This is a genomic window from Parvibaculum sp., from assembly GCF_035325945.1.
Classification (GTDB): domain Bacteria; phylum Pseudomonadota; class Alphaproteobacteria; order Parvibaculales; family Parvibaculaceae; genus Parvibaculum.
The window spans coordinates 77,509-93,716 of sequence record NZ_DAOKYX010000006.1 but is presented as its reverse complement, the minus strand read 5'-3'; the positions used below and the strand labels follow the sequence as shown (position 1 = coordinate 93,716).

The window sequence follows — 16,208 nt, the reverse complement described above, 5'->3', positions numbered from 1 at the left end:
CTGTTATATTTCAGGTGCTTAGTATGCTATGAGGTGGGGCAGAGCGATTTGCCGCTTTCGTGACAAGACCACCCCTCAGAGCTATGATGACGGCAATGACGACGAACGACACCGCGACCGACAAGGCTCAGGCGCCATCCGCAGATGCGGAACGCATAGAAAATCTGTGCGTCGAAAAAGGCATGCGCATGACCGACCAGCGCCGCGTCATTGCGCGCGTGCTTTCCGTGGCCCATGACCACCCGGATGTGGAGGAGGTCTATCGCCGCGCTTCCAGGGTCGACAGCAAGATCTCGATCGCCACGGTCTATCGCACCGTGCGCCTCTTCGAGGAGGCCGGGATTCTGGAGCGGCACGATTTCCGCGACGGCCGCTCGCGCTACGAGCAGGTGACGGACGATCATCACGACCACCTGATCGACCTTTCGACCGGCAAGGTGATCGAGTTTCACAATGACGAGATCGAGCGTCTGCAGAAGGTCATCGCCCGCGAGCTTGGTTTCGATCTTGTCGATCATCGGCTGGAGCTTTATGGCGTTCCCCTCGACAGGGACAAGACCTCCGGGCCGAACGAGAACCGCAAGAAGGAATAGCCGGCGCTTGGGACCGACGGTGGCGTCGGCGTGAGGGACGGTCAACAGGAGATGCTCATGGGTCGCTTGCGCGCGAGCTTCCTACTCACCGGCTTCATTCTGTCCGCCCTGCTGCTGATGCCGGTTCAGGCCGTCGCCCTGAAATTCGGCCTTCCGCTGGCGAAGCGCCTGCCGAACCGCTATCACCGCTTCCTCTGCAAGCTGGTTGGCATCCGCGTCGTCACGCGGGGCGAGCCCTATGCGGGCGGCGCCTGCCTCATCGCGGCCAATCACACCTCCTGGCTCGACATTCCCGTCATGGCCTCGTTGCAGCCGAGTTCCTTCGTCGCCAAGAGCGAGGTTGCGGGCTGGCCCTTTTTTGGCACGCTCGCCCGGCTTCAGGAGACGGTCTTCGTCGAGCGCGAGCGGCGCACCCGAACGGCGGAATCGCGCAACGCCATCCATTCGCGTATCGCCGCCGGCGACCGTCTGGTGCTTTTCCCGGAAGGCACATCGAGCGACGGCAATCGCGTGCTCCCCTTCAAGAGCGCGCTGATGAGCGTCGCCCAGCTCACCATCGTCAATGGCGATGAAGACCGCGAGGACGATCTCGTGGTGCAGCCCGTCTCGGTCGCCTATGTGAAGCTTCACGGCCTGCCCATGGGCCGCCAGTTCCGCCCCTTCTTCGCCTGGTATGGCGACATGGAGCTTTTTCCCCATCTCTGGGAGGCGTTCTCGCTCGGGCCCATCGATGTCGTGGTCGAGTATCACAAGCCTGTGACGATCCGCGAAATTGGCAACCGGAAGGCGCTTGCCCTTTATTGCGAGGAGGCCTGCCGCCGCGGCGTTTCGCGGGCGCTTGTGGGCCGGTGGGACGCGGAGGAGGAAGCCGGCCGCATCGAGCCCTCTCGCCCGGCCGATGTGTCCATGCCCCGCGCCGCCACGCAGTAAATGGGTGCGTTGTCGCAAGGCCGCCTGATAGAGTGCAGCGAGAAGCAGACACCGGCCGGACGGCGGCCGGTCACGCGCAGGAGACGAGCTCTAACCTTGTATGAGAAGAAGACCGCGTATCCCGAATTTCAGCGCCGCGATCCGGCGGAACGGCGGGTTCGATGAGTGAACGGACCCCCTCCGCAGGAACCGCGCCGGAGCCATCGAGCCCGGAACCGTCCGCGTCGCAGAAGAAAATCTTCATCAAGACCTATGGCTGTCAGATGAACGTCTACGATTCCGCCCGCATGGCGGACGTCATGGCGCCTGAGGGCTATGTGGAAACGGCTTCCCCGGAAGACGCCGATCTCGTCATCCTGAATACCTGCCATATCCGCGAAAAGGCGGCGGAGAAGGTCTATTCCGAGCTTGGGCGGCTGCGCGAGCTGAAGGCGGAAAAGGCCGTGCGCGGCGAGGGCCTCGTCATCGGTGTCGCGGGCTGTGTCGCGCAGGCCGAGGGCAATGAGATGCGCCGGCGCGCGCCGGTCGTCGACATCATCGTCGGGCCCCAGACCTATCACCGCCTGCCCGATCTCGTCGCCCGCAGCGGCAATGGCGGCCCTGCGCTCGTCGAGACGGAATTCCCCGCCGAGGACAAGTTCGAGAGCCTGCCCGCGCCGGAAAGACGCAAGACCGTGGCGCGCGGGCCCACCGCCTTCCTCACCATTCAGGAAGGTTGCGACAAGTTCTGCACCTTCTGCGTCGTCCCCTATACGCGCGGCGCGGAATTCTCGCGGCCCGTCTCCCGCATCGCCGATGAGGCGCGCGCGCTCGTCGAGGCGGGCGTCCGCGAGATCACCCTTCTCGGCCAGAACGTCAACGCCTATCACGGCGAGGATGCTTCAGGCCGCTCTTCCTCGCTCGGCGCGCTGGTGCGCGAGCTTGCCGCGATCGACGGGCTCGACCGCATCCGCTACACGACGAGCCATCCGCGCGACATGGACGACGAGCTGATCTCCGCCCATGGCGAGATCGGCAAGCTCATGCCCTATCTGCATCTGCCGGTGCAATCGGGCTCCGATGCGATCCTCGACCAGATGAACCGTCAGCATACGGCGGAATTCTATCTGCGGATCGTCGAGCGCATCCGCGCCGCCCGCCCCGACATCGCGCTTTCCTCCGATTTCATCGTCGGCTTTCCCGGCGAGACGGAGGCCGATTTCGAGGCGACGCTCGCGCTCATCCGCGAGGTGCGATACGCGCAGGCCTATTCGTTCAAATACAGCCCCCGCCCCGGCACGCCCGCTGCGACCCGCGACGGACAGCTCCCCGAGGAGGTGAAGACCGAGCGCCTCCACCGCCTTCAGGCGCTGCTCTCCGAGCAGTCCGAGGCCTTCAACAAATCGCTCGCAGGCAAACGCCTGCCCGTGCTCTTCGACAGACGGGGCCGCGCGCCCGGTCAGCTCGTTGGCCGCAGCCCCTATCTTCAGCCCGTTCATCTCGACGGCGTGTCCGCGGACCTTTTCGGACAGATCGCCGATGTCGTGATCGAGGAAGGTTTGGCAAACAGTCTCCGTGGCCGCCTGGCGACAAGCGAGGCGGCTCCTGCCTGATGGAAAGGCCGGCCTGTTGGAAAGGCCCGCCTGGTGGAAAGGAAAGGGTGCAGTTGGGCGCAGCGAGCGGGATGAAGGCGTTCGGCGGTTCGAGGCGTGGTTCGGGGCGCGACCTTGCTCTGGGCCGGAATGACGGTGGGGGCGGCGGCGCCCCGGCGGACGGGGAGAGCCTCGTCATCGCCTTCGACGACAACAGGCTGTTGACGGAGCTTTTCGGAGAGCATGACCGCAATCTGGCCCGCATCGAGCAGAGCCTCGGCGTTCTCGCCAGTTCGCGCGGCAACAAGCTCGTCATCACCGGCGCGCCCGAGGCGCGCGCCCAGGCCGATCGCGTCCTTCGCGATCTCTATCAGCGATTGAAGTCGGGCCTCGAAGTCGGGGCCGGCGAGGTCGATGGAGCCATTCGCATGTCGCAGGTTCCCGGAGGCGGCAAGGAACAGGGCGCGGCCGCTGCCCGCCAGATCCACACCAAGCGGCGGCTGATCAGCCCGCGCTCGCCGGCGCAGGCCGCCTATATCGACGCGCTGATGAGGCACGAGCTTGTCTTCGGCATCGGCCCCGCGGGCACGGGCAAGACCTATCTCGCCGTCGCCGTCGCCGTGCAGATGCTGCTCCAGAAGCGCGTCGATCGCATCATTCTCTCGCGCCCGGCCGTCGAGGCGGGCGAGCGGCTCGGCTTTCTCCCCGGCGATCTCAAGGAAAAGATCGACCCCTATCTCCGCCCGCTCTATGACGCGCTCTACGACACGCTTCCCGGCGAGCAGGTGATGCGCGAGCTCGAATCGGGCGAGATCGAGGTGGCGCCGCTCGCCTTCATGCGCGGCCGCACGCTCGCCAATTCCTTCGTCATTCTCGACGAGGCGCAGAACACGACGCCCGTGCAGATGAAGATGTTCCTGACCCGCCTCGGCGAGAACAGCCGCATGGCGATCACCGGCGACCCCTCGCAGATCGACCTGCCGCTAGGCGCGAAATCCGGCTTGCGGGATGCGCTGGAAACCCTGGCCGATGTCGAGGGCATCGCCACCGTGCGCTTCTCCGAGGCCGACGTCGTGCGCCACCCCCTCGTGACGCGCGTGGTTAAGGCCTATAATGCCCGCGAGCGCGGGCTTCTCGACGCGCGTGGAGAGGATAAGGAATGACGCGCTCTTCGGTCCGCGCGCATCGTGCGCAGGACAGTCAGAGCCCCGTTTCCGGGCTCGAAATCGATATTCTGCGCGAAACCGGCGACTGGCCGGCCCCGGCGGAAGGCTGGGTTCGCCGGGCTGCCGAGCATGCCTATGTCGTCGCCGGCCCCTCGCAGGGGGCCGAGCTTTGCATCGTGCTCGCCGATGACGCCTTCGTGCGGAACCTCAACAGGACCTATCGCGGCATCGACAAGCCGACCAATGTGCTCTCCTTCCCGATGAGCGCCATGCCGGTCGCGGCGGGCGGCGAGCCCATGTGGGCGGGCGAGGGGCAGATGCTGCTTCTCGGCGATGTCGTGCTCGCGCAGGAAACGATTGCGCGCGAGGCGGCGGAGCAGGCCAAGAGCTTCGGCGACCACCTGTCGCACCTGGTGGTGCATGGCATCCTTCATCTCCTCGGGCACGATCACGAGGAAGATGCCGAGGCCGAGGAGATGGAAGCGCTCGAGCGCGACATTCTCGAAGACCTCGGCATCGCAGACCCTTACGCAGCGGAGCGCGCGCGCGGAGATGTCTGAAACGAAAGAACCTCCACAATCGGGCTCCAGAGCGAGCCTCGCCCAGCGTCTCCTTGCAACGTGGCGGCGCATGGCGGGCGCGCCCGCGGCGAGCGATCCGAGCCTGCGCGAAAGTCTCGAGGAAGCGCTGGAGAGCCGGGACGAGACGGGCCGCGCGCTCATGCCCGAAGAGCGCCACATGCTCGTCAACCTCCTGAGCTTCGGCAATCTGAGGGTCGATGACGTCATGGTGCCGCGCGCCGATGTCGTCGCCGTCGAGGAAGGCGACTCGCTGGAGGAGGTGCTTCGCATCTATCGCGAGGAAACCCATTCGCGCATGCCGATCTACCGCGAGACGCTCGACGATCCGATCGGCATGATCCACATCAAGGATGTCGTCGATTATCTGGCGCCGCTCGCCGAAGGCGGCGCGGGCGCGCAGATGAAGCCCTTTTCGCTGAAAGACATCAGGCGCGACGTTCTCTTCGTGCCGCCTTCCATGCCCGCGCTCGACCTTCTGGTGAAGATGCAGGCGACGCACATCCATCTTGCACTCGTCATCGACGAATATGGTGGCACGGACGGCCTCGTTTCGATCGAGGATCTCGTGGAAGAGATCGTCGGCGACATCGAGGACGAGCACGATATCGATGAGGGGCCCGCGCTTGCGCGGCGCGACGACGGAACGATCGACGCCGATGCGCGCGTGCCGATCGAGGATCTCGAGGCCATGATCGGCGCGACGCTTGTCGACGAGGAAAGCGAGGACGACATCGAGACGCTGGGCGGCCTCGTCTTCTCGCTGGTAGGCCGCATTCCCGTTCGTGGCGAACTCATCAAGCATCCGCTCGGTCTGGAATTCGAGGTGAAGGACGCGGACCCGCGCCGCATCAAGAAGCTGCGGATCCACCACGCGCCTCTCCCCGACGCGGCCGAGCCGCAGGAGGCGCAGGACGCGCCGGATCGGGCGGCGGGCTGACGGATGTTTCTCGATCGCGGGCTTCTGGCCACTCATTCCCTCATTGGCCGGCTGGCGCAGGGCGTTGCCGCGCTCAAGGGCTGGCGACGCCTCGTCGCCGCCTTTCTTGCCGGTGCCCTGAGCGTTCTCGCCTTGCCGCCGATCCAATTCCTCCCCATCTTCTTCGTCACCATTCCGCTGCTCGTCTGGCTGATCGACGGCACGGGCGTGGAAGAAAGGCTTTTCGCGCGCGAGGTTGCGAAGGCTGACCGCCGCCGCGCGCTGCGCGATGCCGCTTTCGTCGGCTGGTGTTTCGGCTTCGGCTATTTCCTCTTCGGCCTTTACTGGATCGGCTATGCCTTCATGGTCGAGGCGGAAAAATTCGCGGTCTTCATGCCTTTCGCGGTCACGCTGCTGCCTGCGGGGCTTGCGTTCTTCCCGGCCGTGGCCGTGGCGCTGGCGCGCCTCTTCTGGTTCGCCGGCTATGCCCGCATCGCGACGCTTGCGATCTCATGGACCGCGCTCGAATGGCTGCGCGGCCACATCTTCACAGGGTTCCCCTGGAACCTTTTCGGCGAAGGCTTCGCCTCATCCCCGGCCCTGATGCAATGGGCGGCGCTTTTCGGCGCCTATGGGCTTTCCTTCATCGCCATTCTCATCATGGGCGCGCCCGCGGCGCTCGATCCGCGCATGCGCGAAGAGGGCCTCGATGCATCGCGCGCGCCTGCTTCAGTTCGCCCGGTCCTGCTTCCGCTCCTGGTCGGCCTGCTCTCGCTCTCGCTTCTCTGGGCGGGCGGGCGTTTCCGCCTCGCCGCCGCGCCCGAGCCCGCCACGCCCGCCGACGGCATCATGCTTCGGATCGTGCAGCCGAATATTCCGCAGACGGAGAAATGGAAGCCGGAGCGCCGCATCGCCGTTCTCGGCGAATTCCTGCGCATGAGCGCCGAGCCCACGCCCGACGCGCCGGAAGGGCTCGGCCCCCGTTCGGTCGTCATCTGGCCTGAATCGGCGCTGGCGATCTTTCTTGCCCGCGAGCCTTATGTGCTCTCGGCCATTTCGCGGATGCTGCCCAGGGGCGCGCTTCTCATAGCCGGCAGCGTGCGCGGCGAGCCCGCGCCCGACGGCCCGCCCGATACGCTCCGGCATTTCTACAACAGCCTCTATGCGGTGAATTCCGACGGCCGGATCATCGCCACCTACGACAAGTTCCACCTCGTGCCCTTCGGCGAATATCTGCCCTATCGCCAGTGGCTGTCGCGGATCGGCCTGAGGAAGCTCACCCAGCTTCAGGGCAGTTTCGACACCGGGCCCGGCCCGCAGACGCTCGCGCTTCCCGGTCTGCCGCCGGTGAGCCCTCTCATCTGCTACGAGATCATCTTCGCCGACGGGGTCGTCGAACGGGGCGAGCGGCCGGGCTGGATCGTCAATGTCACGAACGACGCCTGGTTCGGCACATCGAGTGGGCCCTATCAGCATCTCTCGCAGGTCAGGCTTCGCGCCGTCGAGCAGGGGTTGCCTGTCGCACGCGCGGCCAATACGGGCATTTCCGCGGTCATCGATCCCTATGGGCGGATCGTTGCCGAAAGGGCGCTCAACACGGCCGGCGTGATCGATGCGCGACTGCCGGCCGCCCTCGCGCCCACGCCCTATGCGCGCTTCGGCGACTGGCTCCCGGTCCTGCTCCTCGCCGTCGCGGCCGGGCTCGTCGGCTGGAGCCGCCGGGTGGCGGGCCTGCGGTCGCTCCCGGCTGAATGAAACTCTTGCAGCCGGTGCCGACTGGGGGTTGTATTCTGATGCCGCGAAGCCGGTAAGGGTTGCAGGGATGCGGAGCCTGCCATGGTTTTCGCGGGCATCGGGGTGAGCTGTCGCCATGTGCGGGTGGCAGGGGGCGTGAGGTTCAGACTAAGGCCGCCTTTTCCCGTTGGAACGGCCAAAACGAGGTTCAGCCGTGCCGAGAAAAACTCCCGATCCGATCGACGTTCATGTGGGCGGCCGCGTGCGCATGCGGCGCATGCTGGTCGGCATGAGCCAGGAAAAGCTCGGCGAAGGGCTCGGGCTGACCTTCCAGCAGATCCAGAAATACGAGAAGGGCGCCAATCGCATCGGCGCGAGCCGGCTTTACCAGATCGGCCGCGTTCTCGGCGTGCCGGTCGAATTCTTCTATGAAGGGGTGCAGATCGAAGCCGCTTCGGAGGATGGCGGCTTCGCCGAGGCGGAGCCCGCCAATTTCGACCTCGACATGCTCTCGACCTCGGAAGGCATCCAGCTCAACAGCGCCTTCTTCGCCATCCGCGATCCGAAGGTGAGGAAACGCATCCTCGATCTCGTGAAGGCGCTGGGCGAGGCGGAGGGCAGGGAGGCGTCCGGAACGCCGGGCGAAGTCCGTCGCGAGGGCGGCGAAAGCGCGGGCGGCGCCGACGGCGCCGATTAGCCGCGCCCGGCGATCTGGCGGTTGACGGGAGTTGACCCCGCCGCCGTTCCTTGCAAAAACCGTCTGCGTTGCGACCGGGCCCCGCCCGTTCCGCTTGCCGTCGAGAGTTCATCCATCCGTCATTTCCTCATAAAGGGGTACGAGAATTGGCACGGTCTAACTACCTGTTCACCAGCGAATCCGTCTCCGAGGGACATCCGGACAAGGTCTGCGACCGCATCTCGGACTCCGTGCTCGATCTCTACCTCTCGGCCGACCCCTATGCGCGCGTCGCCTGCGAAACGCTGACCACGACGAACAAGATCGTGCTGGCCGGCGAGATCCGCGGCCCCGCCTCCATCACCAGGGAGAAGATCGAGGAAACGGCGCGCGAGGCCGTGAAGGCGATTGGCTATGAGCAGGCCGGCTTCCACTGGAAGAACGCCGATGTGGAAGTGCTGCTCCACGCCCAGTCGGCCGACATCGCACAGGGCGTCGATGCCAGTGGCAACAAGGATGAAGGCGCGGGCGACCAGGGCATCATGTTCGGCTATGCCTGCACCGAGACGGACGTGCTCATGCCGGCGCCGCTCATCTATTCGCATCGCATCCTGAAGCGCATGGCCGAAGACCGCCATTCCGGCAAGCGTCCCGAATTCGAGCCGGACGCCAAGAGCCAGGTGACGCTGCGCTATGAGGGCGGAAAGCCCGTGGGCGTCACCTCGGTCGTCGTTTCGACCCAGCACAAGGAAGGCGTCTCGCAGCAGGAGCTGCGCGAGCTGGTGCGCGCCTATGTGAAGGAAGTTCTGCCCGAGGGCTGGTTCCCGCCGGAAGACGAGTTCTACGTCAACCCCACCGGCAAGTTCGTCATCGGCGGACCGGACGGCGATGCGGGCCTCACCGGCCGCAAGATCATCGTCGACACCTATGGCGGCGCGGCGCCCCATGGCGGCGGCGCCTTCTCGGGCAAGGACCCGACGAAGGTGGACCGCTCGGCCGCCTATGCCGCGCGCTATGTGGCGAAGAACATCGTTGCGGCGGGCTTCGCGGATCGCGCGACGATCCAGCTCGCCTATGCGATCGGCGTCTCGAAGCCGCTCTCGATCTATGTCGATCTGCACGGCACCGGCAAGGTCGACGAGGCCGCCGTCGAGGCCGCGATCCCGCGCGTCATCGACCTCTCGCCGCGCGGCATCCGCGAGCATCTCCAGCTCAACCGGCCGATCTATGCGCGCACGTCTGCCTATGGCCATTTCGGCCGCGCGCCGGAAGCCGATGGCGGCTTCTCATGGGAGAAGACCGACCTCGCGGAAAAGCTCAAGGCGGAGATCCGCTGAAGCGTGAGCGCTGAAGACAAAGTCCGGCGCCGCCGCCACGTCTATGGCCGCGTCCATGGCAAGACACTGAGATCCCGTCAGGCGAATTTGATGGAGACCCTTTATCCAAGGGTCTCCATTTCGCTTGAGCCCGAGGCGATCGACCCCGCCGCGCTCTTTTCAGCGCGTGTGGACGAGGTCTGGCTCGAGATCGGCTTCGGCGGGGGCGAGCATCTCGCCTGGCAGGCCGCGCGCAATCCTCACATCGGCGTCATCGGCTGCGAACCCTTCATCAACGGGATCGCGAAGCTCGTCTCCGAGATCGACGAGCAGGGCCTCGCCAATGTGCGCATTCATGGCGACGATGCGCGCTTTCTGCTGGAGAAGCTGACGCCCGGCTCGATTTCGCGCATTTTTCTTCTCTACCCCGATCCCTGGCCGAAAAAGCGCCATAACAAGCGCCGTTTCGTGAATGCGGAGACACTGGCGCTCCTCGCCCGCGCCCTGAAGGAAGGCGGCGAATTGCGGATCGCAAGCGACATCCCCGATTACGTCGCCTGGACGCTCGCCCATATCCGCCGCCACAATCTTGCGGGCGAAAGCCGCTTCGAATGGCTGGCCGAAAGCCCGGCCGACTGGCGGGAGCGGCCCGAAGACTGGCTGCGGACACGCTATGAGGCAAAGGCCGTCCGCGAAGGCCGGACGCCCGCCTATCTGCGCTTTCGGCGCGAACGGGCGGCAGGCACTTGCGAAAAGCCTCATAAAAGCGCTATATAGGCGCCAGGTTAGCTAAGACGCTTCTCACATAGCGAAGATCATCCTCGATCTTCGAACTAAGCGAGTGGGTTGTCTCCGGAAACGGGGGCCCGCTTTTTTTGTTTCTGGAGAGCGGTTTCATCGAAGAGGTTTCATTGGCGGGTCTGAAGGCGGATGAAGGGATGACGGCTGCGGCGGCGGCTTCGAAGGCCGAGGCGCCGGACACGCATCTCCCGGACACGCATCTCATTGCCGCGGCCGGACAGCCGAGGCGGATCTTCGACCTGGTCAATGCCTCCGTCGAGGCGGCCGGCTTCGAGATCGTGCGCGTGCGTTTCGGTCTTCACGACGGGCGCACGCTGCAGATCATGGCCGAGCGGCCCGACGGCACGATCACGGTCGCCGATTGCGAGGAGCTGTCCAGGCTTCTCTCCGCCCTTCTCGACGTCGAGGACCCGATCCCCGGCGAATACAATCTCGAGATTTCCTCACCCGGGATCGACCGGGCGCTGACGCGGCCCAAGGATTTCGTCCGCTGGGCCGGTTTCGAGGCGAAGCTCGAACTCAGCGAGCCCATCGACGGCAGAAAGCGCTTTCGCGGCATTCTGCACGGCTTCGAGGATGGCGAGGTTCTGATCGAGCACGAGATCGAAGGTTTCGCGGAGCCGCAGGTCATCGGCCTGCCGTTCCGCCTTGTGGGTGAGGCGAAGCTCGTCATGAACGACGACCTCATCAATGAAAGTTTGAAGCGACAGGACCGCAAGGGTCCGACCGACGGAGAATAGACATGGCAGTCAGCGCCAACCGGCTCGAATTGTTGCAGATCGCGGATGCAGTCGCGCGCGAGAAGTCGATCGATCGCGAGGTGGTCATCGAGGCGATGGCCGAGGCGATCCAGAAGGCGGCCCGCTCGCGCTACGGCGCGGAGAACGAGATCCGCGCCCGCATCAATCCCCAGACCGGCGAGATCAGGCTCGTGCGCCTTCTCGAAGTGGTGGACGAGGTCGAGAACGACGCCGTCCAGATCGACCTCCGGGACGCGCAGCGCCGCAATCCGGCCGCCCAGCTCGGCGATCTGATCGAGGACGAGCTTCCGCCCGTCGATTTCGGCCGCATCGCCGCGCAGACGGCCAAGCAGGTCATCGTGCAGAAGGTGCGCGACGCCGAGCGCGAGCGCCAGTATGACGAATATCGCGACCGCATCGGCGAGATCGTCCACGGCATCGTCAAGCGCGTCGAATATGGCAACGTCATCGTCGATCTCGGCCGTGGCGAGGCGATCGTGCGCCGCGACGAGCTGCTGCCGCGCGAAACCTTCCGCAATGGCGACCGCGTCCGCGCCTATATCTACGATGTGCGCCGCGAGCAGCGCGGGCCGCAGATCTTCCTCTCGCGCACCCATCCCCAGTTCATGGCCAAGCTCTTCGGCCAGGAAGTGCCGGAAATCTACGACGGCATCATCGAGATCAAGGCGGTTGCCCGCGATCCGGGCTCGCGCGCCAAGATCGCCGTGCTCTCGAACGACAGCTCCATCGACCCCGTCGGCGCCTGCGTCGGCATGAGGGGCGCGCGCGTGCAGGCCGTGGTGAGCGAGCTGCAGGGCGAGAAGATCGACATCATTCAGTGGTCGCCCGACCATGCGACCTTCATCGTCAATGCGCTGGCGCCGGCCGAAGTCGTCAAGGTCGTGCTCGATGAAGACACGAAGCGTATTGAAGTTGTGGTCCCGGATGACCAACTATCCCTTGCGATCGGCCGCCGCGGGCAGAATGTGCGGCTCGCCTCGCAGCTCACCGGCTGGGACATCGATATTCTGACCGAAGCCGAGGAAAGCGAGCGCCGTCAGGCCGAGTTCCAGAGCCGCAGCGTGCTCTTTGCCGATGCGCTCGATGTGGACGAGGTCATCGCCCAGCTTCTGGCCTCCGAAGGTTTCTCCTCGATCGAGGAAGTGGCTTACGTGCCGCTCGACGAAATCGCCGAGATCGAAGGCTTTGACGAAGAGACGGCACAGGAAATCCAGAGCCGCGCTCTCGATTATATCGACCGGCAGAACGCCGAATATGACGAGAAGCGCAAGGAGCTCGGCGTCGAGGACGCGGTGGGCGAGATCGAGGGCGTTACGCCCCGCATGCTCGTCGCCTTCGGCGAGAACGACATCAAGACCGTCGAGGATCTCGCCGGTTGCGCGACCGACGATCTGACCGGCTGGAACGAGACGGTCAATGGCGAGCGCAAGCATCAGAAGGGCGTTCTGGAGGATTTCGACCTCGGCCCCGACGAAGCGAACATGCTGATCATGCGCGCGCGTCTCGCCGCCGGCTGGATCACGGATGAGGATCTGAACGCGCGGGACGTTGCGGCGGACGAAGGGGTGGACAACCCCGAGGACGAGAACGAGATCGAGCAGGACGCGCAGGCCTGACGAGGTCATGAGTACGGAGGCTGAAGCGGCGGGCAGGCAGGCGGAAGAGCGCCGCTGCATCGTGACCGGCGAGACGGGGCCGAAGGAAGGTCTCATCCGTTTCGTGATCGGTCCGCAGGCGAGCCCCGTTCCCGATCTCGGCGAGCGTTTGCCGGGCCGGGGCATCTGGGTTTCCGCCCGGCGCGAGGCGGTCGAAACGGCGATCCGCAAGGGCCTTTTTTCGAGGGCCGCGCGGATGAAGGTCGAGGCGTCCGAAGCGCTCGCCGATGAGGTGGAGCGGCTTCTGGCGAAGCGGGCGATGGAAGCCCTGGGGTTGGCCCGCAAGGCGGGTTGCCTCATCCTCGGCTTCGAGAAGGTAATGGCGGCGATCGGCAAGGGTGAAGTCGCCCTTTTGATCGAGGCCCGGGACGGCTCCGAAGATGGCGCCCGCAAGCTCGCGGGAGCCTTGAAGGCAAGGGAACAGAGCGGCGGAAAACACGCCACGCCGATCCTGAGCCCGCTCTGGACGGCCGAAATGGGTTTGGCATTGGGTCGCGCAAATGTGGTACATGCAGCCCTGACCCAAGGCAGCATGAAGAATAAGGTCTTGGCGGACCTCGCCAGGCTGGAAAGTTATGGGCGCAAGGAGCGCCCTGCGGAGCGCAGTTCCGGGTAAGTACCGGCAACGGTGGGATTGCATCCGATCAAAGCGAGAGATGTAGGACAGGCATGAACGACTCGGCGGATTCGAGTGAACGCAAACTGAAAGCTTCGGGCGGCAAGACGCTGAGCCTGAATCGGACGGTCGAGTCTGGCCATGTGCGCCAGAACTTCTCCCATGGCCGGTCGAAATCGGTTGTCGTCGAGAAGAAGAAGAAGCGCACGATCAATCCGGGCGCTGCTGCCGCTGCCGCGCGCGCCGAGCATGTGGAAGAGCCCGCGGCGCCTGCCGCCGCTGCTCCGGCCCAGGCTCCGGCTGCCGCACCTGCGCCCGCAGCGGCCCCCGCCCCCGCCCCTCAGGCGGCCGCGCCTGCGCCCGCTGCGGAGAAACCCGCCGCTGTCGCCGCAGCTCCTGCTGCGGCCGCGCCGAAGCCCGCGAGCCCTGCCCGCGCCGAGACGCCTGCCGCGCCTGCGCCCGCCGCTCGCGCCGAGGCTCCGCGTGCCGCTGGCGCGCGTCCCGCCGCTGGCGGCCGTGCTGCCGGCAAGCCCGCGCCGCGCCCCGCCGAGCGCGCGCGTTCCGGCGTCGTGCTGCGGACGCTGACCGAGGAAGAGAAGAATGCCCGCGCCCAGGCGCTCGATCTTGCGCGTTCGCGCGAGGGCGAGGAGCGCCGCCGCGCCGAGGAAGATGCGCGTCGCCGCGCCGAGGAAGATGCTCGCCGCAAGCGCGAGCGCGAAGAGGCAGCCGCCCGCGAGGCCGAGGAGGCCGCGCGCCGCGAGAGCGAGGAAGCTTCACGCCGCCGCGCCGCGGAAGAAGCCAAGCGCCGCCTCGACGAGGAAGCCCGCACGACCGGCACGCCGCGTGGCGCCGCGCTGTTGCAGGAAGAAGTCGCCGACGAGGAGGACAAGCCGAAGCGCGCTCACGGCGCTCCGGGCGTCGCGCCCAAGGTTCCGGCCACGCGCCGCAACGAGCCCAAGCGCCGCACCGGCAAGCTCACCATCACCAAGGCTTTTGATGACGATGGCGATCGCCAGCGCTCGCTCGCCTCGATGCGCCGCCGCGTCGAACGCGAGAAGAAGAGGCTCGCGGGAATTCACGACGCGCCGCAGAAGGTCGTTCGCGAAGTCGTCATTCCCGAGGTCATCACCATTCAGGAACTCGCGAACCGCATGGCGGAGCGCGCGGTCGACGTGATCAAGATCCTCATGAAGCAGGGGATCATGCACAAGATCACGGATGTGATCGACAGCGACACGGCGCAGCTCGTGGCCGAAGAACTCGGCCACACGGTGAAGCGCGTCGCCGAATCCGACGTCGAAGAAGGCCTTGTCGGCGAGGACGATCCGGAGAGCGCGAAGAAGCCGCGCGCGCCCGTCGTCACCGTCATGGGCCATGTCGACCACGGCAAGACCTCGCTTCTCGACGCGCTTCGCAAGACCGCCGTTGCGGCGGGCGAGGCTGGCGGCATCACGCAGCATATCGGCGCCTATCAGGTCGATATGGGCTCGGGGGCGAAGATCACCTTCCTCGATACGCCCGGCCACGCCGCCTTCACCGCCATGCGCGCCCGCGGCGCCAAGGTGACGGATATCGTCGTGCTCGTCGTCGCGGCCGATGACGGCGTCATGCCGCAGACGGTCGAGGCGATCAGCCACGCCAAGGCGGCCGGCGTGCCGATCATCATCGCCATCAACAAGATGGACAAGCCCGAGGCCGATCCGGCCCGGGTGAAGAACGAGCTTCTCCAGCATGAAGTCGTGGTCGAGGATTTCGGCGGCGAAACGCTCGCCGTGCCGATTTCGGCCAAGACCCGGATGGGCCTCGACAAGCTCGAGGAAGCCATTCTGCTTCAGGCGGAAATTCTCGACCTCAGGGCCAATCCGGATCGCGCCGCCGAAGGCATCATCGTCGAGGCGAAGCTCGATCGCGGCCGCGGCCCCGTGGGCACGGTTCTGATCGAGCGCGGCACGCTCCATGTCGGCGACATCATCGTCGCGGGCACCGAATGGGGCCGCGTGCGCGCGCTCATCAACGATCGCGGCGAGAACGTTGAAAGCGCCGGTCCGTCGGTTCCGGTCGAGGTGCTCGGCCTTGGCGGCGCGCCGGAAGCGGGCGACGTGCTCTCCGTCGTCGAGAGCGAGGCCCGCGCGCGCGAAGTCACCGAATACCGCGAGCGCGTCCAGCGCGAGAAGCGCACGGGCGGCGGCGTTCGCACCTCGCTCGACCAGATGCTCTCGCAGCTCAAGGAGCAGAACAAGAAAGAGCTGCCGATCGTCGTCAAGGCGGACGTGCAGGGCTCGGCCGAAGCGATCGTGCAGGCGCTCGAGAAGCTCGGCACCGACGAAGTCACCGCGCGTGTCATTTCGGCAGGCGTCGGCGGCGTGACGGAAAGCGACATCACGCTCGCCATCGCGTCGGGTGCGCCGGTCATCGGCTTCAACGTCCGCGCCAACACGCAGGCCCGCGATGCCGCGCGCCATGCAGGCATCGAGATCCGCTACTACTCGGTGATCTACGACCTCGTCGATGACATCAAGGCGGCGATGTCCGGCCTGCTCTCGCCCGAGCTTCGCGAAACCTTCCTCGGCAACGCGCAGATCCTCGAAGTGTTCAACATCTCCAAGGTCGGCAAGGTTGCCGGCTGCCGCGTGACCGAAGGCGTCGTGCGTCGCGGCGCGAGCGTGCGTCTCATCCGCGACAACGTCGTGGTCCATGAGGGCAAGCTGTCCACGCTGAAGCGCTTCAAGGACGAAGTGAAGGAAGTGCAGTCCGGTCAGGAATGCGGCATGGCCTTCGAGGCCTATCAGGACATGCGTGCCGGCGACATCATCGAGTGCTTCGAGGTCGAGGTGATCAAGCGCACCCTCGCCTGACGGGGGAGCGCGCGCAGCAAATGCGGTGCCGTTCCGG

Annotated in this window: 14 protein-coding genes; all 14 read left to right on the top strand. The window is 65.9% G+C overall.

Annotated elements, in window-relative coordinates; genetic code table 11:
• Positions 1-95 precede the first annotated feature (95 nt).
• The 14 genes from PKA57_RS05435 to infB all read left to right on the top strand — a co-directional run bounded on the left by PKA57_RS05435 (position 96) and on the right by infB (position 16,171).
• Positions 96-593 carry a Fur family transcriptional regulator gene (locus tag PKA57_RS05435; protein ID WP_324298301.1) on the top strand — a complete coding sequence of 166 codons (498 nt, stop codon included), beginning with the start codon at positions 96-98 and terminating at the stop codon, positions 591-593.
• Positions 594-650: 57 nt separating this feature from the next.
• Positions 651-1,523 (top strand): lysophospholipid acyltransferase family protein, encoded by an 873-nt coding sequence (locus tag PKA57_RS05430; RefSeq protein WP_324298299.1) that lies wholly within the window; start codon positions 651-653, stop codon positions 1,521-1,523.
• Positions 1,524-1,684: 161 nt separating this feature from the next.
• A complete protein-coding gene (miaB, locus tag PKA57_RS05425; RefSeq protein WP_324298297.1) occupies positions 1,685-3,115 on the top strand; it encodes a tRNA (N6-isopentenyl adenosine(37)-C2)-methylthiotransferase MiaB in 1,431 nt (476 codons plus the stop codon).
• Between the two features lie 47 nt (positions 3,116-3,162).
• The gene (locus PKA57_RS05420; protein ID WP_324298295.1) at positions 3,163-4,257 is read left to right on the top strand and encodes a PhoH family protein; all 1,095 of its coding nucleotides are present in this window, start codon (positions 3,163-3,165) and stop codon (positions 4,255-4,257) included.
• The gene (gene ybeY, locus PKA57_RS05415; RefSeq protein WP_324298293.1) at positions 4,254-4,820 is read left to right on the top strand and encodes an rRNA maturation RNase YbeY; all 567 of its coding nucleotides are present in this window, start codon (positions 4,254-4,256) and stop codon (positions 4,818-4,820) included. Before PKA57_RS05420 ends, ybeY begins: the two co-directional genes overlap by 4 nt.
• Positions 4,813-5,778 carry a hemolysin family protein gene (locus tag PKA57_RS05410; protein WP_324298291.1) on the top strand — a complete coding sequence of 322 codons (966 nt, stop codon included), beginning with the start codon at positions 4,813-4,815 and terminating at the stop codon, positions 5,776-5,778. Before ybeY ends, PKA57_RS05410 begins: the two co-directional genes overlap by 8 nt.
• Positions 5,779-5,781: 3 nt before the next feature.
• The gene (lnt, locus tag PKA57_RS05405) at positions 5,782-7,512 is read left to right on the top strand and encodes an apolipoprotein N-acyltransferase (protein ID WP_324298289.1); all 1,731 of its coding nucleotides are present in this window, start codon (positions 5,782-5,784) and stop codon (positions 7,510-7,512) included.
• Between the two features lie 247 nt (positions 7,513-7,759).
• Entirely contained in the window at positions 7,760-8,188 is a 429-nt protein-coding gene (locus tag PKA57_RS05400; protein ID WP_324298355.1) for a helix-turn-helix domain-containing protein, read from the top strand.
• 146 nt (positions 8,189-8,334) lie between these two features.
• A complete protein-coding gene (gene metK, locus PKA57_RS05395; RefSeq protein ID WP_324298287.1) occupies positions 8,335-9,504 on the top strand; it encodes a methionine adenosyltransferase in 1,170 nt (389 codons plus the stop codon).
• Between the two features lie 90 nt (positions 9,505-9,594).
• Entirely contained in the window at positions 9,595-10,260 is a 666-nt protein-coding gene (gene trmB / locus PKA57_RS05390) for a tRNA (guanosine(46)-N7)-methyltransferase TrmB (protein WP_324298285.1), read from the top strand.
• A 134-nt stretch (positions 10,261-10,394) separates the two neighbouring features.
• The gene (gene rimP, locus PKA57_RS05385) at positions 10,395-11,024 is read left to right on the top strand and encodes a ribosome maturation factor RimP (protein ID WP_324298283.1); all 630 of its coding nucleotides are present in this window, start codon (positions 10,395-10,397) and stop codon (positions 11,022-11,024) included.
• Positions 11,025-11,026: 2 nt separating this feature from the next.
• Complete coding sequence (gene nusA, locus PKA57_RS05380; protein WP_324298281.1) at positions 11,027-12,661, top strand: transcription termination factor NusA; 1,635 nt, start codon at positions 11,027-11,029, stop codon at positions 12,659-12,661.
• Between the two features lie 7 nt (positions 12,662-12,668).
• Entirely contained in the window at positions 12,669-13,316 is a 648-nt protein-coding gene (locus PKA57_RS05375; protein WP_324298279.1) for an RNA-binding protein, read from the top strand.
• A gap of 53 nt (positions 13,317-13,369) precedes the next feature.
• Complete coding sequence (infB, locus tag PKA57_RS05370) at positions 13,370-16,171, top strand: translation initiation factor IF-2 (RefSeq protein WP_324298277.1); 2,802 nt, start codon at positions 13,370-13,372, stop codon at positions 16,169-16,171.
• The last annotated feature ends 37 nt before the right edge of the window (positions 16,172-16,208 follow it).